At 42.7% G+C, this 21,949-nt stretch carries 16 protein-coding genes and 1 tRNA gene; 13 read left to right on the plus strand and 4 right to left on the minus strand.

What is annotated here, in order from left to right; genetic code table 11:
- Positions 1 to 5 precede the first annotated feature (5 nt).
- A complete protein-coding gene (gene msrA / locus L2755_RS01190; protein ID WP_248978917.1) occupies positions 6 to 485 on the minus strand; it encodes a peptide-methionine (S)-S-oxide reductase MsrA in 480 nt (159 codons plus the stop codon).
- Between the two features lie 244 nt (positions 486 to 729).
- Between msrA and astE the strand changes: the two genes are divergently transcribed.
- From astE to L2755_RS01225, 7 genes are all read left to right on the plus strand, one after another.
- Complete coding sequence (gene astE / locus L2755_RS01195; RefSeq protein ID WP_248978918.1) at positions 730 to 1,767, plus strand: succinylglutamate desuccinylase; 1,038 nt, start codon at positions 730 to 732, stop codon at positions 1,765 to 1,767.
- Between the two features lie 182 nt (positions 1,768 to 1,949).
- Positions 1,950 to 3,128 (plus strand): thiamine pyrophosphate-dependent dehydrogenase E1 component subunit alpha, encoded by a 1,179-nt coding sequence (locus tag L2755_RS01200; RefSeq protein ID WP_248978919.1) that lies wholly within the window; start codon positions 1,950 to 1,952, stop codon positions 3,126 to 3,128.
- 3 nt (positions 3,129 to 3,131) lie between these two features.
- A complete protein-coding gene (locus L2755_RS01205; RefSeq protein WP_248978920.1) occupies positions 3,132 to 4,109 on the plus strand; it encodes an alpha-ketoacid dehydrogenase subunit beta in 978 nt (325 codons plus the stop codon).
- Positions 4,110 to 4,118: 9 nt separating this feature from the next.
- Positions 4,119 to 5,693, plus strand: a complete 1,575-nt coding sequence (locus L2755_RS01210) for a dihydrolipoyllysine-residue acetyltransferase (protein WP_248978921.1) — start codon at positions 4,119 to 4,121, stop codon at positions 5,691 to 5,693.
- Between the two features lie 138 nt (positions 5,694 to 5,831).
- Positions 5,832 to 6,899 (plus strand): quinolinate synthase NadA, encoded by a 1,068-nt coding sequence (nadA, locus tag L2755_RS01215; protein WP_248978922.1) that lies wholly within the window; start codon positions 5,832 to 5,834, stop codon positions 6,897 to 6,899.
- Positions 6,900 to 7,085: 186 nt separating this feature from the next.
- The gene (locus tag L2755_RS01220; protein ID WP_248978923.1) at positions 7,086 to 9,080 is read left to right on the plus strand and encodes a methyl-accepting chemotaxis protein; all 1,995 of its coding nucleotides are present in this window, start codon (positions 7,086 to 7,088) and stop codon (positions 9,078 to 9,080) included.
- A 170-nt stretch (positions 9,081 to 9,250) separates the two neighbouring features.
- A tRNA-Ser gene (locus L2755_RS01225) sits at positions 9,251 to 9,340 on the plus strand.
- Positions 9,341 to 9,402: 62 nt separating this feature from the next.
- Here the strand turns inward: L2755_RS01225 and L2755_RS01230 are convergent.
- Both L2755_RS01230 and cls read right to left on the minus strand, forming a co-directional pair.
- On the minus strand, positions 9,403 to 10,035 hold the full coding sequence (locus L2755_RS01230; RefSeq protein WP_248978924.1) for a sulfotransferase: 633 nt from the start codon (positions 10,033 to 10,035) through the stop codon (positions 9,403 to 9,405).
- A gap of 51 nt (positions 10,036 to 10,086) precedes the next feature.
- Complete coding sequence (cls, locus tag L2755_RS01235; RefSeq protein ID WP_248978925.1) at positions 10,087 to 11,544, minus strand: cardiolipin synthase; 1,458 nt, start codon at positions 11,542 to 11,544, stop codon at positions 10,087 to 10,089.
- A 164-nt stretch (positions 11,545 to 11,708) separates the two neighbouring features.
- Here cls and L2755_RS01240 point away from each other — a divergent pair, with 164 nt between their 5' ends.
- From L2755_RS01240 to L2755_RS01255, 4 genes are all read left to right on the plus strand, one after another.
- The gene (locus L2755_RS01240) at positions 11,709 to 12,566 is read left to right on the plus strand and encodes an endonuclease/exonuclease/phosphatase family protein (protein WP_248978926.1); all 858 of its coding nucleotides are present in this window, start codon (positions 11,709 to 11,711) and stop codon (positions 12,564 to 12,566) included.
- A gap of 37 nt (positions 12,567 to 12,603) precedes the next feature.
- Complete coding sequence (locus tag L2755_RS01245; RefSeq protein ID WP_248978927.1) at positions 12,604 to 14,532, plus strand: RecQ family ATP-dependent DNA helicase; 1,929 nt, start codon at positions 12,604 to 12,606, stop codon at positions 14,530 to 14,532.
- A 171-nt stretch (positions 14,533 to 14,703) separates the two neighbouring features.
- The gene (locus L2755_RS01250; protein WP_248978928.1) at positions 14,704 to 16,476 is read left to right on the plus strand and encodes a DUF885 domain-containing protein; all 1,773 of its coding nucleotides are present in this window, start codon (positions 14,704 to 14,706) and stop codon (positions 16,474 to 16,476) included.
- Between the two features lie 172 nt (positions 16,477 to 16,648).
- Positions 16,649 to 17,329 (plus strand): response regulator transcription factor, encoded by a 681-nt coding sequence (locus L2755_RS01255; RefSeq protein ID WP_248978929.1) that lies wholly within the window; start codon positions 16,649 to 16,651, stop codon positions 17,327 to 17,329.
- Between the two features lie 73 nt (positions 17,330 to 17,402).
- Here the strand turns inward: L2755_RS01255 and ald are convergent, their stop codons facing one another.
- A complete protein-coding gene (gene ald, locus L2755_RS01260) occupies positions 17,403 to 18,518 on the minus strand; it encodes an alanine dehydrogenase (RefSeq protein WP_248978930.1) in 1,116 nt (371 codons plus the stop codon).
- A gap of 180 nt (positions 18,519 to 18,698) precedes the next feature.
- Between ald and lrp the strand changes: the two genes are divergently transcribed.
- On the plus strand, positions 18,699 to 19,202 hold the full coding sequence (gene lrp / locus L2755_RS01265) for a leucine-responsive transcriptional regulator Lrp (RefSeq protein ID WP_248978931.1): 504 nt from the start codon (positions 18,699 to 18,701) through the stop codon (positions 19,200 to 19,202).
- Positions 19,203 to 19,396: 194 nt separating this feature from the next.
- Positions 19,397 to 21,913 (plus strand): DNA translocase FtsK, encoded by a 2,517-nt coding sequence (locus L2755_RS01270; RefSeq protein ID WP_248978932.1) that lies wholly within the window; start codon positions 19,397 to 19,399, stop codon positions 21,911 to 21,913.
- The last annotated feature ends 36 nt before the right edge of the window (positions 21,914 to 21,949 follow it).

The raw sequence follows: 21,949 nt of genomic DNA on the forward strand, positions 1-21,949 counted from the left end.
AATATTTAGAAGCTGATGTGACAACTCGGTAAGTTGTTCTTAGCCAAGTAATCTTGATGATAAGTTTCGGCCTCATGAAACTGTTGCGTTGGGACTATTTCAGTCACTATCTGCTTATCTCCCCACTTGCTACTTTCTATTAGCGCAAGCTTTGCGCTTATCGCTTGGGTTTGTTGGCTGACATCATGGAAAAATACACAGCTTCTATATTGGCTGCCTGTATCTTCGCCTTGGCGATTGTGCGTCGTGGGATTATGATTTGACCAAAAAATATCGAGTAACGTTTCATAAGATACTTTGCTGGAGTCAAACTCAACTTGGACCACTTCAGCATGGCCTGTCATCCCACCTTTGACTTCAGTATAAGAGGAATATTGGTCATCGCCGCCCATGTAGCCACTCGTACAGTCGGTTACGCCGTCAACTTGTTTGAAAAAATACTCAACACCCCAAAAACAACCCGCACCGAATGTAGCGTAAGCCATGTTGACTCCTTAATACTTGTTAGCCGTTTGGATGGCTAGATGTCCTCATTGTGTTTTATCTTTTTGATCATTGCAAGCACAATTTTAACTAGCTGACTATTTGTTGAACTAAGCGGTCAAATTCGTTGCCTTAACAGACTGTGTTTTATGCTAGTATTCAATGCAATATCGCCTAGGGGGATAGGTTCTGTAAGGCATACAGGCAATCACTGAGCGAACTGACAAGCATAATAAGGAGTAGTTTGTGTTTCACGAATTGAAGCAGTCCAAGGATTTTTTAGCGCTAACGCTGGCGCACCCACAATATCTTCCTGAGAGTTTTGAATTTGATTTAGGATCGCACACTCACGTTGAAGTTTGGGACACTGGCGTTATTGTATTTGAGCCTATGCACGCTAAGCACAGTAAAGATATTGTGTTGTCTTGTGCTGTACACGGCAATGAAACCGCCCCTATTGAGCTGTGTAATTCACTTATAACGCAAATCCTGTCAGAAGAGTTAACGTTGCAGCATCGGGTGATGTTTTTAATCGGTAACCCCGCAGCGATTCATAATGGCACTCGGTTCATCGATGAGAACCTGAATCGGCTATTTAATGGTGCGCATTCCCGTGGTGAAGGGCTTTGTAACCCTGAACGCGTTAGAGCGCATAAGTTAGAACAATACGTCGATAGATTTTATGCCTCTCAGTCAGGCAAAAGACAACGTACTCATTATGATTTACATACGGCTATTCGCGGCTCTAAACACGAAAAATTTGCTATTTATCCCTACCGTCCGGGCCGTAAATACAGCCGAGAACAGATCATGTTCCTCGAGTCTTGCGGTGTAAACACCATTTTATTCCATCATGAACCGACGACGACCTTTAGCTATTTTTCGTCTGAGAACTATCGCGCGGATGCCTTTACCATAGAATTAGGCAAAGTATTCCCGATGGGTCAAAATGACATGACCCGTTTTATCGCCTTGAAGGAGATGTTGACGCTATTGATGACGGGTCGTGATTTACAACTGCCAGAATTTGATCTTAAGCGTCTTAATCTTTATCAAGTATGCCGCTCCGTGAATAAACACTTCGATGATTTCGAATTTAACTTTACTAACGATGTTGAAAACTTTACTGCATTTCCAAGAGGTTACACTCTGGCGCAAGAGGGCGGTAAAGCCGTTAAAATTGAACATGAGTTTGAATCGATTGTTTTTCCAAATGCCAAAGTGCCAGTCGGACAACGAACAGTGCTGATGTTAAAGACGGCAGATGATAGTAATTTGGACTAAATTCAAACTGAATAATTTTGCATGTAAACCAATATATACATGCAGAGAGGCGCTTAGTTGTCTTTTGAATGATGGGAAGTATTGAGAGTTAGTTTACGTTAACGTAATGTTCTTCCCGCGTATTAGAATAGATAGATGCTTCTTTTGACATTTGCAAGCATCATAAATAACAAGAGCACATTATGAGCAACGCAACAACAAATGCTGAGACTGTCCATCGTGTGAGTTTTTTAGATAAGAACTCCATCGCGATCCCCATCCTTAAAGTATTACAAGCTGATGGCACGACATACGAAAGTGCGGTATTACCCGTTATAGATGAAGCGCTGGCTAAAAAAATCCACGATACCTGTGTGTTTACCCGAGTATTAGACGAGCGTATGTTGGGAGCGCAGCGTCAAGGGCGGATCAGCTTTTACATGACCTGCACCGGTGAAGAGGCCTCAATCATCGGCAGCACGGCGGCACTTGATGACGGCGATGTTATTTTAGCCCAGTACCGTGAACACGCCGCTATTCGCTACCGTGGTTTTACCACTGAACAGTTTATGAACCAAATGTTTAGTAATGAGAAAGATTTAGGCAAAGGCCGTCAAATGCCAATCCATTACGGCAGCCAAGCATTAAATTACCAGACCATATCATCGCCGCTAGCAACCCAAATTCCCCAAGCGACTGGCGTTGCGTATAGTTTGAAGATGCAAAAAAAGCGTAATATCGCTATTTGTTACTTCGGTGAAGGTGCAGCGTCAGAAGGTGACTTTCACGCCGGCCTCAATATGGCGGCGGTATTAAGTTCTCCGGTTATCTTCTTCTGTCGTAATAATGGTTACGCCATTTCGACGCCAACGGAAGAGCAGTTTTCTGGTAACGGTATTGCAAGCCGCGGCCCGGGTTACGGGATGCACACCATTCGCGTTGACGGCAATGACATGTTGGCGGTATTGGCCGCAACGCAGCAAGCCCGCGCCTATGCACTCGATAATAACAAGCCAGTATTGATTGAAGCGATGACCTATCGTCTCGGCGCTCACTCATCCTCAGATGATCCATCCAGTTATCGCTCTAAAGATGAAGAAGCTAAATGGCAGCTGCACGATCCAGTAAAACGATTCAAATTGTGGATGATTAACAAAGGCTGGCTAAACGAGAAACAAGATGCCGATCTTTATGGAAAATATCGTGAAGAGATCTTAGCAGAACTTAAAGTGGCAGAGAAGATCCCGTTACCGCATTTAGACGAACTTATCCAAGATGTGTATGACAAGCCAACGCCAATATTAGAAAAACAGCTGGCTGACTTAAAAACACATATCAAGAAATATCCAGAAGCCTATCCAAAAAGTGCAGGGAGAATATAAGCTGTGGCAGAGATGAATATGTTGCAAGCCATTAACGAAGCCCTGAGCTCGGAAATGGAAGCTGATAAAAAAATGATGGTTTTTGGTGAAGATGTTGGCCATTTTGGCGGCGTTTTTCGAGCAACCTCAGGGCTACAAGAAAAATTTGGCCGTGATCGCTGCTTCAATACACCGTTAACAGAGCAGGGCATTGCTGGCTTTGCTAATGGACTCGCCTCTAATGGCATGACCGCAGTTGCTGAGATCCAATTTGCCGATTATATCTTTCCCGCCATTGATCAAATCGTCAATGAAAGCGCCAAGTTCCGCTACCGTAGTGGTAATGAGTTTAATGTAGGCGGTTTAACGTTTAGAACGCCTTATGGTGGTGGTATTGCGGGTGGTCATTATCATTCACAATCGCCAGAAGCCTATTTTACTCAAACGCCAGGCCTTAAAGTGGTTATCCCGCGTAATGCTGAACAAGCTAAAGGCTTGCTGATTGCGTCAATCAGAGATAAAAACCCGGTTATATTCTTTGAGCCTAAACGTCTTTACCGTGCATCTGTTGGTGAGGTTAGAGACGGTGACTTTGTCATCGAGTTGGGTAAGGCTGAAGTGATCCGCCAAGGCACCGACATTACGTTGTTAGGCTGGGGCGCTCAGATGGAAATACTTGAAAACGCGGCTGACATGGCGGCAAAGAAAGGCATTTCATGCGAAGTTATCGATCTGCGTACCCTGTCCCCTTGGGATGTTGATACAATCGCAGCTTCGGTTAAGAAAACCGGCAGATTACTCATTAACCACGAAGCACCGTTAACCGGTGGTTTTGCGGGTGAAATAGCGGCAACGATCCAGGAAGAGTGCTTCTTATACCTAGAATCACCTATTGCGCGCGTTTGTGGTTTGGATACACCTTACCCACTTATCCATGAAAAAGAATATATGCCTGATGCTTTAAAAACATTTGAAGCCATTAAAGCATCGGTTAAATTTTAGGAGCACGCCATGATTAAAGAGTTTATCCTGCCGGATATCGGTGAAGGCGTTGTTGAATGCGAGCTGGTTGAATGGTTAGTGAAGGAGGGTGATGTTGTCACTGAAGATCAGCCAATAGCCGATGTGATGACAGACAAAGCGCTAGTGCAGATCCCAGCGCCTTATCCCGGAACTATCGCTAAATTGTATTATGCCAAAGGCGAAATCGCTAAAGTGCATGCTCCGCTATACGCCGTTGATGTTATTGATGAAGGCGGCGCTCAAGCTGCCGTCATTGATGAGCCTGCTGTTGTAGAAGCGGTCAGCAGTCATCAGCGTCAAAACGACACCACGATAGCCAACGTCACCATTGAAGAGTTTTTGCTGCCTGATATTGGCGAAGGCATCGTTGAGTGTGAACTGGTTGAATGGCTGGTTAGCGAAGGTGATAATGTGGTTGAAGATCAACCCATTGCTGATGTGATGACAGACAAAGCACTGGTGCAAATTCCAGCGATGAAAGATGGCAAAATTACCAAGCTGCATTACCGTAAAGGGCAACTTGCCCAGGTACATGCGCCGTTATTTGCTATCGAAGTTGCCGCTGAAGCACCAGCGGTAGCGACGACGGTAAATACATCAGTAGAGCAAAAAGCTAGCACTGTTAATAGTGTTGAACCCGCTCCGCAAGGTAAAGCGTTAGCCAGTCCAGCGGTACGCCGTATGGCACGCACGTTAGACATTGATATATCCAAAGTTAAAGGTACGGGCAAAAATGGCCGTGTGTTTAAAGAGGATATTGAGCGCCATCAATCTGCACCGGTGACTACAAGCATCAATGCACCATCGGTTGCTGCACCAATGAGTGGCAATGTTTCTGAAACGCAGACTGTTGCAACAGGCGATCGCATCGAACCGATTAAAGGCGTACGCGCTGTGATGGCGAGAATGATGACCGAATCGGTGTCTACTATTCCCCACTTTACCTATTGTGAAGAGTTTGACTTAACTGAACTCGTTGCTCTGCGTGAGAGCATGAAGAAAAAGTATTCTACTGATGAGCTAAAGCTCACTATGATGCCTTTCTTTATGAAATCGATGTCGCTAGCACTGGCTCAGTTTCCTGACATGAATAGCCGTGTCAATGCCGACTGTACAGAGCAAACATTGTTATCGAGCCATAACATCGGGATGGCGGTTGATTCTAAAGTGGGTTTGCTGGTGCCGAATGTGAAAGATGTGCAAAATAAAACTATTTTGCAAGTGGCAGCAGAGATCACCCGTTTAACCACTGCCGCGCGCAGCGGTAGAGTGTCTCCCGCGGATCTTAAAGGCGGCAGTATCTCAATTTCAAATATCGGTGCCTTGGGTGGGACGGTTGCAACGCCTATCATCAATAAACCTGAAGTCGCCATTGTGGCACTGGGTAAATTACAAGTGTTACCAAGATTTAATGCTGCCGGCGAAGTTGAGGCTCGTAAGATTATGCAAGTGAGCTGGTCTGGCGACCACCGAGTGATAGATGGCGGTACTATTGCGCGCTTCTGTAACTTATGGAAGCTGTACTTAGAGCAACCACAAGAGATGTTGCTTGCAATGCAGTAAACATTGCATTGATTACGAATAGATAAAAAAAAGGTGCTTAATAAAGCACCTTTTTTGTACTGGATTTCCCTTAAGAGTTTTAAAACGGTTAACTATTCCGTATAATTCCGCGAATCAGTTATTGTCTTTGGTTGTAGTATGAGCGCATTTGTCCCTAGTATCGAAAGTATTGATTATCCATTTCCAGCGAAGCCTCTTCCTTTGTCTGACATAGAAAAGGAACAATCTAAAGACCGCATTAAACAGTTATTGAAACAGCGTAACGCCGTTCTAGTTGCCCACTATTATACCGATCCTGAAATTCAAGCATTGGCCGAAGAAACTGGCGGATGTGTCTCAGATTCCTTAGAGATGGCGCGTTTTGGTCGTGATCATCCAGCAAAAACGCTGATTGTTGCAGGCGTGAAGTTTATGGGGGAAACCTCTAAGATCCTAAGTCCTGAAAAAACGGTGCTAATGCCGACACTTGAAGCGACTTGCTCGCTTGATATTGGTTGTCCGATTGAAACATTCAGTGAATTTTGCGATGCCCATCCAGATCATACCGTCGTTGTTTATGCCAATACATCAGCAGCGGTCAAGGCGCGGGCAGATTGGGTCGTGACCTCGAGCATTGCGTTGGAAATCGTTGAGCATCTAGACAGTGAAGGCAAGAAAATCATTTGGGGCCCCGATCGTCATCTTGGCAGTTACATTGCAAAAGAGACTGGCGCCGAGATGTTAATGTGGCAAGGTGACTGCATTGTCCATGACGAATTTAAAGCCAAAGCGTTAATTGAGTTAAAAAAATTGCATCCAACTGCCGCGGTGTTGGTTCACCCTGAATCGCCGGCCAGTGTTGTTGAAATTGCTGATGCGGTAGGTTCAACAAGCCAACTGATTAAATCTGCTCAAACAATGGCTAACGATAAGTTTATAGTTGCCACTGACAGAGGTATTTTTTATAAGATGCAGCAAGCTGCACCAAATAAAATATTAATTGAGGCCCCTACCGGTGGTAATGGTGCCACCTGTAAAAGTTGTGCTCACTGTCCTTGGATGGCTATGAATGGCTTAAAGGCTATCGAGAGTTCTCTGGAAAGTGATGCCCAACAGCAGCATGAGATTTTTGTCGATGAAACATTAAGATTGGCTGCATTAAAGCCCCTAGACCGAATGCTAGATTTTGCAAAAAACCTCAATATGAGGGTGAAAGGTAATGCTTAGTCCTTGGTTACTCTTTGTCACATATTCGGCGAATAGTTGATCTAGATCACGCATTGAGTGTTCCTGTATAAAAAGCCTGCAATCGCAGGCTTTTTTTGTGCCAATGACTTCAAACGCCTATTTACCTAAAATCGGTTTCGTTTATGCTATGCAACAAATTGATTTAAATTAAAATAAGGCTTACGAATGAGATGGAATTGGATCGGCAACCTTACGTTAAAACAGAAATTTGTGATTGTAATTGCGCCCTCTTTATTGGCCTCAATCATTTTTGGTGGGCTGTATGCCAATGACCAATACAAGTTAACGAAAGAGCTCGAACAAGTACTCATTTTGAGCCAGCTAGCCGTTGCAAATAGTAGTTTGGTGCATGAAATACAAAAAGAGCGGGGCATGAGCGCCGGCTTTATTGGCTCCAATGGTTCAGCATTTAAAAGTAAGTTACCCGCCCAACATAAAAACACCGATAAGCTTATAAACTCCTTTGAATCATTCCTTAGCAGCCAGCCGCTGCCTGCTACTTTTAAAACTGAGATAAACAACAGCAAAAATTTAATCAATGATATTGCTGCTATACGCAGACAAGTCATGGCGGTGACGATTAGTGTTGCCGAAGAGGTCGCATTTTATACTGAGTTGAACAAAGAGCTACTCAGTATTGTCGACCTAACAGCAAGAAATGGCGCCAACCAACAGATAGCGATCAAGGCCGCCGCATTTGCAGCGTTTCTGCAGCTGAAAGAGCGTGCGGGAATTGAGCGAGCGGTGCTGAGCTCAACCTTTGGTAATGAAAATTTTAAAGCAGGCGCTTATCGCCGTTTCATTACGCTAGTGTCCGAGCAGGGGGCTTATCAAGAACGTTTCTTGGCGTTAACCGATCCGCAAAACTACTCGAGTTTTCAGCAGTTAACTACAAATTCTGCATTTAAAGAGGTTGAAGCGTACCGCGCTATCGGTTTTGCGCAAAACAATCTGCAATTATCGCAACAACAGCCTGAGTTGTGGTTTCAAACAGCCACTAAACGGATAGAGCTGCTAAGCCAATTTGAACAGCAGTTATCGAGTGATTTAATCAACGAGACACAGCTAATGTTAGCCGTTGCGAATAAATATCTCTATCTAACCTTAGTGGTGTTGGTATTGGCTGCCGGTATGGTGTTGCTGCTGTCGATTTCTGTCATGCGGTTTATCCATGACAGTGTTTCCAATGTACAGAGTTCAGTGACTTTAGCGCGGGATAATTTCGACCTTAGTGTCAGAATAGTACAAACCAGTGATGATGAATTTGGTCAATTAGCCACAGCATTTAACGGCATGATGGCTGATTTTGAACAAGTCATTGCGCACGTTACCGACAATTCGACGGTTTTATTTCAAGCCGTAGAGAAGTTAGAGCAACATGCAACCCAGTTAAAAAGTGATGTCGAGCTTGGCCACAGTGAAGTGGAGCAAGTCGCTTCCGCAATGACGGAGATGAGCGCTACTGTTGCAGAGATAGCTATTAATGCCGAAAATGCGTCAGAGGCATCTGCAAAGGCTAACATTGAAGCGCAAGAAGGTAACGCTGAAGTTGGTCGTTCAAGTGCAGCCATTAACTTACTTGCAAGTGACATGAACAAGTCTGCACAGGCGCTGCAAGCACTTGAACTTGATATTCAAGGCATTGTGACTGTGTCTAATATTATTAGCGGTATTGCAGAGCAAACTAACTTATTGGCTCTTAATGCTGCCATTGAAGCTGCCAGAGCTGGTGAAATGGGGCGCGGCTTTGCGGTTGTAGCCGATGAAGTACGTAGCCTTGCACAGCGCGCTCAGAGTGCAACCGGTGATATAAAAGCCATGACAGAGCGACTAAGCTCAGGGGCTAGTATTGCAGTACTTGCAATGGAACGAGGCACGAAACAAGCAAGTCAAAGCGTTGAAGAAGCAGAGAAGGTCAGTGCCGATCTCAAAAAGATTGTGGACCATGTGGGTGTTATCGATGGCATGAATGAACAGATAGCCGCATCGACACATGAACAGAGTGCAGTAGCGGAAGAGGTTAACCAAAACGCACTGAGGATAAGTGAGATCTATATACAAACTCACTCTATCGCTAATGAGCTTCAATCTGTTACCAATGAGCTAGTTAAAGGCTCAAGTAACGTTACTAAAGAGGTCAGCAAATTCAAGCTAAGTTGAGTAAAAACGCGATGGATCCCGCTATTTTGGTTAGCAAGTATGCAAACACCACTGTTGGCCACAATTACGCTTGACGCAATTGCAGCTTTTGCGTAAAGTAGCGCTCCGTTGGCAACGTAAGCTACGTTGTTAGCTATTGTGATGATTAGACACAAAAAAATTGATCAATTGGTGAGCTGGCTGAGTGGCTGAAGGCGCACGCCTGGAAAGTGTGTTTAGGTTTATCCCTAACGAGAGTTCGAATCTCTCGCTCACCGCCATATATAGAGAAGCCCGTTATCGCAAGATAACGGGCTTTTTGCTGTCTGAATGGAAATGAGTGCTAGTAGTCAAAGAACTTGCGATGCTCTATTCCCGCCGCATTCGAATTAACTTTATTTGGATGCTTATGCTCTTTCCAGCACGCGACTTTCCGACCAATATTTAGATGAGGGAAGTTCTGCTTTGAGTCTAAAGCTGTACTTACCCCAATAAAGTTTAGTAACTCACTTAAGCTATTTGGCTTACTCACATCGATACAAATGAGATCATCTCTGTTTGCAAAATAGCTTAGTACACCTTGTTTGTGTCGCAGGTAACATTTTTCTAAGTGTTCTCTATCGTCTGGGATAGCTGTTGTTGAAAGCTTAAAAACGTCATTAAAAGTGCGTTTTAGTATTGGATTGAAAATGCCTCTTTTGAGATCTAAATTCACTCGCATTTTACTGATTAACATTTGCATAGAAGGTAGCCAAAGCGAAAGGTCTCTCTCTAAATACACAAATTTAGAACCGGGGAAAAGCGTATCCAATTGGGCATAATCACAAAAGCATGGCGAGTCAGAAATAACGTCAGCTAGTTCAAATGCTCTTTTTGTATAGGCGGTGTGGGCAACGTTAAACCCATAGTCGAGTAGCGCAACACTGATACTCGTGGTGCCAGTCCTTGGTAATCCGATGATAAAGATTTTGTTCATGTTTTTAGTAAGCCACAATAGGGGGAGAGGTCGTTATTGCATAGTCATTATCTACAGTAACGGGCTGAACAGGTAAAAAATACGTTCCATTATGCGATTCCCTAATGAGCGTTTTACCCAATCTTTTGGGCAAACCATATCAGAGTCAGCTAAATAACTTTGTTGAACACGCTCTAACTCCTGAGTAAAGATGAGGTTGTCGACAGCTAAGGTCACTTCAAAGTTGAGCCATAAGCTGCGCATATCAAGATTTACTGTCCCTATCAGGCAGTGGTTTCCATCGATAACAACCGACTTAGTATGTAATAATCCACCTTTAAAACGATGGATATTCACGCCAGCATCGAGAAGTTCTGAGAAAAAGGCTCGGCTCGCCCATTCAACCATTAGCGAGTCATTCTTATCTGGCACTATGATATCAACTTGCACGTCACGCTGAGCTGCGATGACTAACGCCAGTTGCAGGTTCTCACTTGGGACAAAATAGGGCGTCGTAATAACAATACTCTTTTGCGCTTGGTAGATACTTTGCAGTAACACCTGATGGATTATCTCATCGCGCATACCAGGCCCTGAAGGAATAACTTGAACCAAATCTGTGATGTCATTGTTTTCATGCGCTAAACATTGTGGCAGTTCCGGCAGAAATCGCTCACTGGTTTCGACTTCCCAGTCCCACGCATGGATACTGTTTAGTATGGGAACCGTCGTCCCTGTGATCCTAACCATAACGTCGATCCATTCACCAACTCCTGCATCTTGATTGAAATACTTTGGATCAACGAGGTTCATGGAACCGGTATAGGCTATTTTATTATCTAAGACGACTATCTTTCTATGTAGCCTTAAATCGAGTCGTCTAAAGAACATTCTTAACGGTGAAACTTCGAGTGCATTGACAACGGCTATCCCAACTTTTTTAAACGTTGCTGGCCAGTGACTTTTAAAAAAGGCACGACTACCCGCGGCATCCAGCAGCAATTTAATGGTAACGCCCCGAGCAGCCGATTTAATCAAGGCTTGCGCGACGTCATCGGCTTTACCACCTGGTTGCCAAATATAGAACTCAAGGTGGATTGATTCACTTGCTTGGTCTATGTCCTTGATCAACATATCAAGGATCTCATTGGTCTGGTTTAATAGCGTAAGTTGATTATCTGCAAGCGCTGGAATACCAATTTGCTTTTCGCATATAGCACTAATTGATTGCCCATAAAGACTGGACACATGAGGGGTATATTGGCGCACATTATAGAGATGTGAAAACCATTGCTCATAGGGGGAATACATCTGCTGTGCCCGTTCAGCCCGCTTTTTCCCCAGATTTAGCTCGCCAAACAGTAGGTAGGCGAATGCGCCGCCTAAGGGCACGATATAGATTATCATTAACCACGCTAAAGAGACGCCAATGGCGCGCCTTTTTACAACGACTCGTACGCTGATCCCTGCGATCACTAACCAGTAGACAAACACGGCCGCGATGGTGAGTAATTGATAAAATTGGTACATGTTTTCTTTGATAATAGAAGCCTTAGGGGATTGAGAATAGCGCTGTCACTGCAGTTTAATCTACATTACTGTCGTCAACGACTAATGTTTATGCCACATAGCAGTAAAAGCTATTATAATGAAAAGATTACCGTAAATGTAAGTAACAAGCAGAATAACTCATCATGTTTAGAATTCTACGTAAGCTCATTTTGTTTTCACTACTGCTAGTGACATTGATAGCCCTTTTTATTTATCAAAGTACAGTAATTCCGCTACAAGATACATTGTTATCAAGGGATACTAATGCAGCAGATGTTGCTCAATGTGTCACACATAGTTCTACGTCACCGCTAGATAGACATGGCAATCTCAATATTGCAACTTGGAACATCTATAAGCATCAAAATGATGGCTGGCAGAACGTGCTTAAACAGCTAGCAGATAGAACTGACTTGCTATTGCTGCAAGAAGCAACACTATCTGACGATTTAAAATCCTTAGTTAATGAGCTGAAAGAAGATTGGGTGTTAGCCAGGGCGTTCACTTTTGGCGGTGAAGCGGTGGGAGTGATGAACTTGTCGAAAGACTATCCCCTCAGTACATGTGCCTTTAGGCATGCTGAACCTTTGATTTACTATCCTAAATCGTTACTGGTATCGTATTATAAATTGTCAGATAGCAGCCAGCTATTGGTCGTCAACATTCACAGTATCAATTTCACCTTAGGCCTTCAGGATTACCAAGCTCAGCTCAATGTTGTCGCTGCAGCGATGTTAGAACACCATGGGCCTATTATTTTTGCAGGAGATCTTAATACATGGAGCGATGACAGAGAAAAATATGTATTAACTATGGTTCAAAAAGCAGGACTAATAGAAGCTGTTCCTAGGGATGACTCGCGCACCACCGTATTTTCTCATTCAGTGGATCATATATTTTATAGAGACTTGGAATTGGTAAATACCGAATCTATTGTTACCGATAGCTCTGATCATAATCCGTTAAAAGCCTATTTTAGATTACTCAAAAAAATTCCTTAGCAACTAAACACTCGTAGATAAATCGACAGGACAAAGCATGGATAACGCCCGCGCGTTACTTAAACAGTATTTTGGTTTCAGTGAGTTTAGAACTGGACAGCAGGAAGTGGTAAATAACATATTAAATGGCCAAAGCGCCGCAGCTATTTTTCCTACAGGTTCAGGTAAGTCTTTATGTTATCAATTACCTGCCGTAGCGCTGCCGAATCTTACATTGGTAGTGTCCCCTTTATTGGCATTGATGCAAGACCAATTAGCCTATTTGGAAGCTCGAGGTATTTCAGCTGCATCAATTGATTCCACCCAAACACCAGAGCAAGCAGCCGCAGTGCTCGATGGTGTGAGCAAAGGTAGGATCAAAATATTGATGATCTCAGTAGAGCGGTTAAATAACGAACGATTCAGGCGTTTTATTGCTGGCATAGCTATCTCTTTACTGGTGATAGATGAAGCCCACTGTATCTCTGAGTGGGGGCATAATTTTCGACCGGATTACCTAAAGCTGCCCAGTTACCAACGAGCATTAAATATCCCGCAAGTACTGTTGTTAACGGCGACAGCAACGTCAAAAGTGATTGCAGATATGAGCAGTAAATTTGCAATAGCGCCGGAAAATATTACCTTAACCGGCTTTTATCGATCCAATTTACATCTTAATGCTGTCGGTATAAAAGAGTCAGACAAACCCCGTTTTTTGGCTAACTGGTTAAATGAAAGGCAGCAAACAAGCGGCATTATTTATGTAACTTTGCAAAAAAGCGCTGAAATAGTGGCAAAGTATCTGCAAGCTAATGGCTACAACGCGTTGGCTTATCATGCTGGAATGGACAGTGGTGTACGGAAATCAATTCAGACTCGCTTTATGTCTGGCGAAGTCCCCATCATTGTTGCCACTATCGCTTTTGGAATGGGTATCGATAAAAGTGATATACGCTTTGTGGTTCACTATGATCTGCCTAAATCAATTGAAAACTACGCACAAGAGATTGGACGTGCCGGACGAGATGGTTACGATTCTGATTGTATGGTATTGGCAAACAAAGATAATCTCAATGTATTAGAGAATTTCGTATTTGGTGACACCCCAGAGCTTAACGCGATAGTCAGTGTTATAGATGAGATAAAGTCAGTGACCAAGCAGCGCAATGATTGGGAGTTAATGCTTAATCAGCTGTCTACATCATCAAACATTCGCCCTCTTAGCTTAAAAACACTGTTAGTTTATCTAGAGATGCAGGGGGCGATTAAGCCCAAGTATAGTTACTTCGCTGAATACAAATATAAATTACTAGCTCCTTTAGAAGAGGTGTTAAGCCGCTTTGATCCGGAGCGGCAGCACTTCGTTAAAGCGATTGTGGATACTTCTGTCAAAGCCAAAATCTGGTATAGCGCCGATCTTAGTCAGCTTGAATCTATCTACCCCAATAGTCGTGGCCGAGCGATAAAAGCATTAGATTATCTAGATCAAAAACAACTTATCGAATTGCAAAGTAAACAATTAACCCAGGTTTACCAAGTATTTCCGCCAGAGTTAAACATTGATGGGTTGGCTGAACGTCTTTATCAACAATTTAGCCTTAAAGAGAGCAGTGAGATTGAGCGAATCAATTTCTTAGTGTCATTCTTTGGCAGTAGCCGTTGCCTGAGCTTACAACTGGCGCAGTATTTCTCTGATCCCAACGCCCACACTGCTTGTGGACATTGTTCAGTTTGTCTTAATCACATCGCAGTATTACCCGAACCCGCGTACTTAACACCATTGAATGAATATGATTTTCATTTGACCTGTGGTGATGCCATCTCAACGTTAAAATCCCATACATCAGCAGTGTTACTCGCTCGTTTCTTGTGTGGACTGACAACCCCTTTATTTACCAAACTTAAAATGAGACCTGTTAAAGGATTTGCGCAGTTTGAGCGCTATCGCTTTACAGATGTGCTGAATTGGATTGAACAACAGCTATAAAACAGCGTGGTCTGTATTAGCAATATGCATAATACGTATCGCTTTATGCATGTTATGTAACAAAGATTTTCCAACTAGCGTTAAATAATGTAATAAAACAAAGAACATGCTTTACTGATGACAAATTTATCGCGACATAGATCGCGAATAATGATAATTAAGGGATTTAACATGAAAAAAGCTGCGTTAACGCTTGCTATTGCATTATCACTCACTGGGCTTACGGCTTGTCAAAATCAAACATCTATAGAACAAAATACAATAGAGATGGCAGATCAAAGTACTGCATTTCAACAGTTTAGTCAGAGTTTTATCGATGCCTTATGGGTTGAGTCACCCACTTGGGCTTTGTACAGTGGTTTCCATAAATATGACTCTGTGCTTAAGGTGCCTAATGAGCAAGCACGTCAAGCAAGTTTAAACTTTGTGTCGAAGCAAGCAGCATTATTAGCCAGTTTTGACAAGGACAGTCTATCGCCTGCATTGTTAACTGATTATCGCCTGATAGAAAACTTAATTGCTGAGATGCGTTGGGACATCGAAACATTCAAGTCTTGGCAGTGGAACCCAACAAACTATAATGTTTCAGGTGGCTTTGCGCAGATTATCAATGAAAACTTCGCGCCTTTAGATCAACGCCTATTGTCAGTGCTTTCGAGAATGGAAAATGTTCCCGCTTATTACGCAGCGGCTCGCGACAATATCAGTAACCCTACACTAGAACATACTCAGCTTGCGATTATGCAAAATGAAGGTGCTTTTTCGGTCTTTAATAATGACCTTTTAGATCAAGTCATAGCGTCGGAATTATCCAATAAGCAGAAGGCGCTGTTTGTCACTCGCTTCAATAAAGCAACCATAGCCATAAACGAACACATTGATTGGCTAAAAGCACTCGAAGTTAAGTTAGCCAAAGAGGGTGCCCGTAGTTTCAGAATTGGCGAAGAGATGTACGAACAGAAATTTGCCTTTGACATTCAAGCGGGAATGACAGCAAAAGTTTTGTATGAAAAAGCGATAAGAGACAAGAATCGCGTACAAGCAGAGATGAGCAAAATCACTAAGAAGCTTTGGCCAACAAATTTTGATACGCCAATGCCGAAAGACAGTAAAGTGGCCATAAAGCAGCTTATCGATAAATTGTCAGCTAAGCACGTTAAGCGTGATGATTTTGTTGATGAAGTTAGAGCACAGATCCCAGAGCTTATTGCTTTTGTGAATGAAAAAGACTTAATCACTCTCGATCCAAACAAGCCGCTAGTGGTGCGTGAAACCCCTGCTTATATGCGTGGTTATGCCGGTGCATCAATTAGTGCTCCTGGTCCCTATGAGAAGTCAGGAAACACCTATTACAATGTGTCTCCACTTGATGGCATGAGTGATGGTTCAGCAGAAAGCTACCTAAGAGAGTACAACCATTGGATTTTACAGGTGTTAAATATCCATGAAGCAATACCAGGTCATTACACACAGCTTGTTTACTCCAATGAATCACCAAGCTTAATTAAGAGCTTGTTTGGTAATGGCGCAATGGTTGAAGGTTGGGCTGTTTATACAGAACGTATGATGCTCGAAGAGGGCTATGGCAACTTTGAGCCTGAAATGTGGTTGATGTATTACAAATGGAACTTGCGTGTCATCTGCAACACAATACTCGATTACGGTATTCAGGTTAACGGTATGACAGAAGCTGAAGCCCTTGACCTTATGATGAATGAAGCATTCCAACAACAAGCCGAAGCTCAAGGAAAATGGCGCCGAGCAACGCTGAGTCAAGTACAACTGACCAGCTACTATTCAGGATATCGTGAGATCTATGACTTTAGAGAAGAGTATAAGGCGCTGAAAGGTGAAGACTTTGACCTTAAGGCATTCCATGAAGAGTTTTTAAGTTACGGCAGTGCTCCGGTTAAGTACATTAGAGAGCTGATGCTCCATAAATAGTACGTTTTGAGTATGCATAGAATTAAACCAGCAGTTAACATAATTGCTGGTTTTTTGTTTTCTATTTGCCTTGATTTAACAAAGTTGTGATCTATTCCTTGATTATGGACTAGCTAATTTCATGGGCATAATGTAGTCTTAATGATAATTGTTCGTATTTAGATTGCGTAAAATGAAAAATATACTGTTGGTTGATGATGATCTTGTTTTACAAAGTCTTTTAAAGAGTTATTTGGAGGCTGAAAATTTTATTGTAACGCTCGCCTCTAATGGCGAAGAGGCGCTTGAAAAGTTACAGCGTATTACCCCCGATATTATCCTCCTCGATATTAGTATGCCAAAATTAAATGGCATTGAAATGTTAAAACGACGCAATGATAAAACCCCCGTTATCGTTATCTCATCACTGGATACTGAACATGAACGGGTTAATGTATTTGAACTTGGCGCTGATGACTTTCTTGGTAAACCCTTTAGCCAGCGTGAGCTGATCGTACGGATCAAAGCCATTCAACGACGAATAGAATTAGTGAGAAATGAATCTGAAATAGCTGATGATTTAGCCACTGACGTGTCTTTTGACGATAGTACTTATAGCGTGTCTATTGCTTCAAAAGTGGTCTGTTTTACCCAAACAGAATTTAAGTTGTTCAAATATCTATTCGAACGCAAGGGCAGGGTTATCGCTAAGCAGGAACTACAGCTAAGAGTACTGCAAAAAGAGTTAGGCCAGTTTGATAGAAATTTGGATATGCATATCAGTAATACCCGTAGAAAATTGGCGGCCACACAATTGCCTAAATCTTTAATCAATACGGTTAGAGGCAAAGGCTATAGTTTTGCAGAGATGTAGCGAATAGGCTTAGTCATAGGTAATAAAAAAGGGAGCTATTTGCTCCCTTTTTAAATCTTGATAAACTAATCCATTATTTTAATAAGATCATCGGATCAACAAACTCAAGATTTAATGCTTCAGCTACTTCTGCACATGTGATCTTACCGTGCATAACATTAAGACCATTTAATAGGTGTTTGTCTTGCAACAAAGCTTCTCGGTAACCAAGCTGAGCAAGCTTGATAATGTAAGGTAGCGTTGCATTATTAAGGGCAAATGTAGAAGTGCGAGCAACAGCACCTGGCATATTTGCTACACAATAGTGAACAACATCATCAACAATATAGGTAGGGTCTTGGTGAGTTGTTGCATGTGACGTTTCAATACAACCGCCCTGATCAATTGCGACATCTACAATAGCAGAACCTGGCTTCATTGCTGCGATGTGTGCTCTAGTCACAAGTTTTGGTGCCGCTGCACCTGGGACTAATACTCCGCCAATAACAAGGTCAGCTTCTAAAACATGTTTCTCAATTGCATCAGCAGTTGAATAGATAGCTTTAACCTTATTATCAAACTGTGCGTTTAAACGGCGTAATGCATCGATGCTACGATCAAGAATAACAACATCTGCACCAAGGCCTACAGCCATTTGTGCAGCGTTAGTACCGACCATACCGCCACCAATAATAACGACTTTAGCCGGTTCAACACCTGGCACACCGCCAAGTAACATGCCGCGTCCACCCATAGACTTTTCAAGTGCCATCGCGCCAGCTTGAATAGACATACGGCCAGCAACTTCAGACATTGGCGCTAGTAGGGGAAGTGCACCACGGTCGTCTGTTACAGTTTCATAAGCAATACAAACAGAACCGCTTTTAACAAGGTCTTCTGTCTGTGGTAAATCTGGAGCTAAATGTAAGTAGGTAAATAGAAGTTGGTCTTCTCTTAACATTGCACGTTCTACTGCTTGTGGCTCTTTTACCTTCACAATCATTTCTGATTGAGCAAAAATCTCAGCTGCAGTTGCTAGGATTTTTGCGCCGACATTGACGTAATCTTCATCGGAAAAACCAATGCCAGAGCCAGCACTTGTTTCAATAAAAACCTCATGACCACGTAGTGTCAATTCACGAACACTAGAAGGTACCATGCCTACACGATATTCGTGGTTTTTGATTTCTTTTGGAACACCTATAATCATCTTGAAGCCTCAATTTCGCATAAAAACCCATTTTCTATGGGTGTAATTGTTATTTTGATATGCCTGAACGTGAATGTTTCAGGGAAATCTAGTATAGTATTCCTTCGGTAGTTTATGCTGCTGAAGTTAATCTAAACACGGTGTTTTATTTTGTTATAGATGTCATTCAAGGTTATAAATATGGTTAATAATAAAAAGAGTCCTATAAAAGACTTAGATCGCATAGATCGAAACATACTCAACGAGTTACAAATTGATGGACGAATTTCCAATGTTGAGCTATCGAAGCGTGTAGGACTGAGTCCCACCCCTTGTTTAGAGCGCGTAAAAAGGCTTGAAAAACAAGGGTATATCAAAGGGTACACGGCATTAGTCAATCCCCATTTTTTGGGTGCTTCTTTACTTGTGTTTGTTGAAATTACGCTAAACCGTGATACTGCTGAAGTTTTCGATAAGTTCAACGATGCAGTGCAACTGCTTGATGATATTCAAGAATGTCATTTGGTGTCAGGTGATTTTGATTACTTATTGAAGACTAGAGTCTCTGATATGTCCGCTTATCGTCGTTTATTAGGGGAAACCCTGCTTAAACTGCCATCAGTTTCTGACACACGCACTTATGTGGTGATGGAAGAGGTTAAGCAGACTAATCGTGTCGCTATCAATACGACCTCTGAAATGTAACTTTGTTGTTTTATTGTACAAGAAGGGAGTCGCTCGACTCCCTTCTTTTTATACAAAATACAATTGATACAAAATGATGCAAAGAATTCAGGTGAATACTTATTCATTTTATTTGGCGCAAGTCAAACGCTGCAAAATAAACTCATTTCTGCTATCTTACTGACATTATCGTCTTTTTTATTGTAGGTTTGCGATTGTCTAAGGCAACTAGTGTAAAAACCCTTTCCGGCGTTCAAAGACTATTAGAAGGTAGTCTGATCATCTGTTGCATGATTGCAACTTATATCCTCATAGCACTCAGTAGTTTTAACGCTTCCGATCCTGGGTGGAGTCAATCACATTTTGATGGGAACATCCAAAATCTCACCGGTGCAGTTGGTGCATGGTTAGCTGATGTATTGTTTTATATTTTTGGTTACACCGCTTATATCATCCCGGTTATTATTGCGCTAACAGGCTGGCTGCTTTTTAAACGTACCCATAAATTACTAGAAATAGACTACTTTTCTGTTGGCTTAAGGTTGATAGGGTTTCTTCTTATCGTGTTTAGTCTAGCAGCCTTGGGAAGCATGAATGCTAACGGCTTGTATGAGTTTTCTGCCGGTGGAGTTGCAGGCGATGTCATTGGTCAAGCAATGCTGCCCTATTTCAATCAGTTAGGTACTACACTGCTGCTACTCTGTTTCGTTGGCGCTGGTTTTACGTTACTGACTGGTATTAGCTGGCTCACTATTATAGATCTAACGGGTTACGCGACACTGTGGTTTTTCAAGTCATTACGACAGTTACCGGAAAAGCTTTCATCTAAAAAAGAAGAAACTGAAGATACACGTGGGTTCTTATCTGTTGTTGAACGATTCCGAGAAAAGCGCAACACAGAATTGGAAGAGCGAGAAACTGACGCGACTCCTTTCGATGATGACTCGGCTAAGACTATAGATTCAACGGGACAGCAAACTGCTAATATTCGTCTTGACCCTAAAATCGAACCGTTATTAGAGACTGAAACTCAGACTGAAGCAAAGGAACCCACCATTCAAGCCCCTTGGGTCTCGACTGCTCAAGCTGAAATTGAGACGATTAACTTTGACTCAAAAGAATCAACAGGCGCGGTTAACGCGAGCAAACGTGTAAAAGATGAAAAAGCCAAGATTGTAGATGGTATCGTTATTTTACCAGGCCAAGACGAGACTGTTAATACTGCTCCAATGGCACCACTACCAAGTATTTCATTACTGGATGTACCCAATAGGCAAGCCAACCCCATAAGCCAAGAAGAGTTAGCGCAAGTGGGGAGATTAGTCGAAGTAAAACTTGCAGACTTCAATATTACGGCAAAGGTCGTAGGAGTCTATCCCGGCCCGGTTATTACTCGATTTGAGCTTGAGTTAGCGCCAGGCATTAAAGCGTCAAAAATTACTAATTTATCTAAAGATTTGGCCCGTTCATTACTGGCTGAAAGTGTCCGTGTCGTTGAGGTTATTCCTGGCAAAGCATTTGTCGGTCTAGAACTACCGAACAAGTTTCGTGAAACCGTGTTTATGCGTGACGTACTAGATTGCGATGAATTTAGAGACAACCCGTCTCATTTGAGTATGGTATTAGGCGCTGATATTGGTGGGAAACCTGTCATTGTGGATCTAGCCAAAATGCCGCACCTTTTAGTTGCTGGTACCACGGGTTCTGGTAAGTCAGTTGGTGTAAATGTAATGATCACCAGTTTGCTTTATAAATCTGGTCCTGATGATGTTCGCTTCATCATGATTGATCCAAAGATGTTGGAACTTTCGGTCTATGAAGGGATCCCCCATCTTTTGTGTGAAGTCGTCACCGATATGAAAGAAGCGGCAAATTCATTACGCTGGTGCGTTGGAGAGATGGAACGCCGTTATAAGCTGATGTCAGCGCTGGGTGTGCGTAACCTTAAAGGTTATAACGCTAAAATTAAAAATGCCAAAGAGGCTGGCGAACCCATCCTCGATCCACTGTGGAAATCATCCGACAGCATGGAACCTGAAGCCCCAGAACTTGGTAAATTGCCCTCTATTGTGGTCGTAGTTGATGAGTTTGCTGACATGATGATGATTGTGGGTAAAAAGGTGGAAGAGCTTATTGCCCGTATCGCCCAAAAAGCACGAGCGGCAGGAATACATTTAATATTGGCTACCCAAAGACCGTCAGTTGATGTTATTACTGGTTTGATTAAAGCGAACATTCCCACCCGTATGGCTTTCCAAGTCTCTTCTCGAATCGATTCAAGAACGATTTTAGATCAACAGGGTGCAGAGACCTTGCTAGGCATGGGTGATATGCTTTATCTCCCACCAGGCACTAGCGTTCCGAGTCGTATTCATGGCGCATTTATTGATGATCATGAAGTCCATAAGGTTGTGGCTGACTGGCATGCGCGTGGTAAACCACAATACATTGAGGATATCTTGCAAGGCTCTGCAGAAGGGGAGCAGGTATTGCTTCCTGGTGAAGCAAGTGATTCAGAAGAAGAAATCGATGCGTTATATGACGAAGCTGTCGCGTTCGTCACCCAAACTCGTCGTGGTTCAATCTCGAGTGTGCAACGCAAATTTAAAATTGGTTATAATCGCGCAGCTCGAATAATAGAAATGATGGAGCTTCAAGGCGTTGTTAGTTCCCAAGGGCATAATGGTAACCGTGAAGTATTGGCACCGCCGCCACCAAAAGATTTTAACTAATCTTAGCCAATTTGCTGGCGTATAGATTGCGATAAA

Origin of the sequence: Shewanella abyssi (assembly GCF_023284025.1) — a bacterium.
Taxonomy (GTDB): Bacteria; Pseudomonadota; Gammaproteobacteria; order Enterobacterales; family Shewanellaceae; genus Shewanella; species Shewanella abyssi.

Excerpts from the sequence above, each read along its gene's own strand:
- msrA (WP_248978917.1), bottom strand. The coding sequence starts at position 485 with ATGGCTTACGCTACATTCGGTGCGGGTTGTTTTTGGGGTGTTGAGTAT.
- L2755_RS01200 (WP_248978919.1), top strand. The coding sequence starts at position 1,950 with ATGAGCAACGCAACAACAAATGCTGAGACTGTCCATCGTGTGAGTTTT.
- L2755_RS01210 (WP_248978921.1), top strand. The coding sequence starts at position 4,119 with ATGATTAAAGAGTTTATCCTGCCGGATATCGGTGAAGGCGTTGTTGAA.
- nadA (WP_248978922.1), top strand. The coding sequence starts at position 5,832 with ATGAGCGCATTTGTCCCTAGTATCGAAAGTATTGATTATCCATTTCCA.
- L2755_RS01220 (WP_248978923.1), top strand. The coding sequence starts at position 7,086 with ATGAGATGGAATTGGATCGGCAACCTTACGTTAAAACAGAAATTTGTG.
- L2755_RS01230 (WP_248978924.1), bottom strand. The coding sequence starts at position 10,035 with ATGAACAAAATCTTTATCATCGGATTACCAAGGACTGGCACCACGAGT.
- cls (WP_248978925.1), bottom strand. The coding sequence starts at position 11,544 with ATGTACCAATTTTATCAATTACTCACCATCGCGGCCGTGTTTGTCTAC.
- L2755_RS01240 (WP_248978926.1), top strand. The coding sequence starts at position 11,709 with ATGTTTAGAATTCTACGTAAGCTCATTTTGTTTTCACTACTGCTAGTG.
- L2755_RS01245 (WP_248978927.1), top strand. The coding sequence starts at position 12,604 with ATGGATAACGCCCGCGCGTTACTTAAACAGTATTTTGGTTTCAGTGAG.
- L2755_RS01250 (WP_248978928.1), top strand. The coding sequence starts at position 14,704 with ATGAAAAAAGCTGCGTTAACGCTTGCTATTGCATTATCACTCACTGGG.
- L2755_RS01255 (WP_248978929.1), top strand. The coding sequence starts at position 16,649 with ATGAAAAATATACTGTTGGTTGATGATGATCTTGTTTTACAAAGTCTT.
- ald (WP_248978930.1), bottom strand. The coding sequence starts at position 18,518 with ATGATTATAGGTGTTCCAAAAGAAATCAAAAACCACGAATATCGTGTA.
- lrp (WP_248978931.1), top strand. The coding sequence starts at position 18,699 with ATGGTTAATAATAAAAAGAGTCCTATAAAAGACTTAGATCGCATAGAT.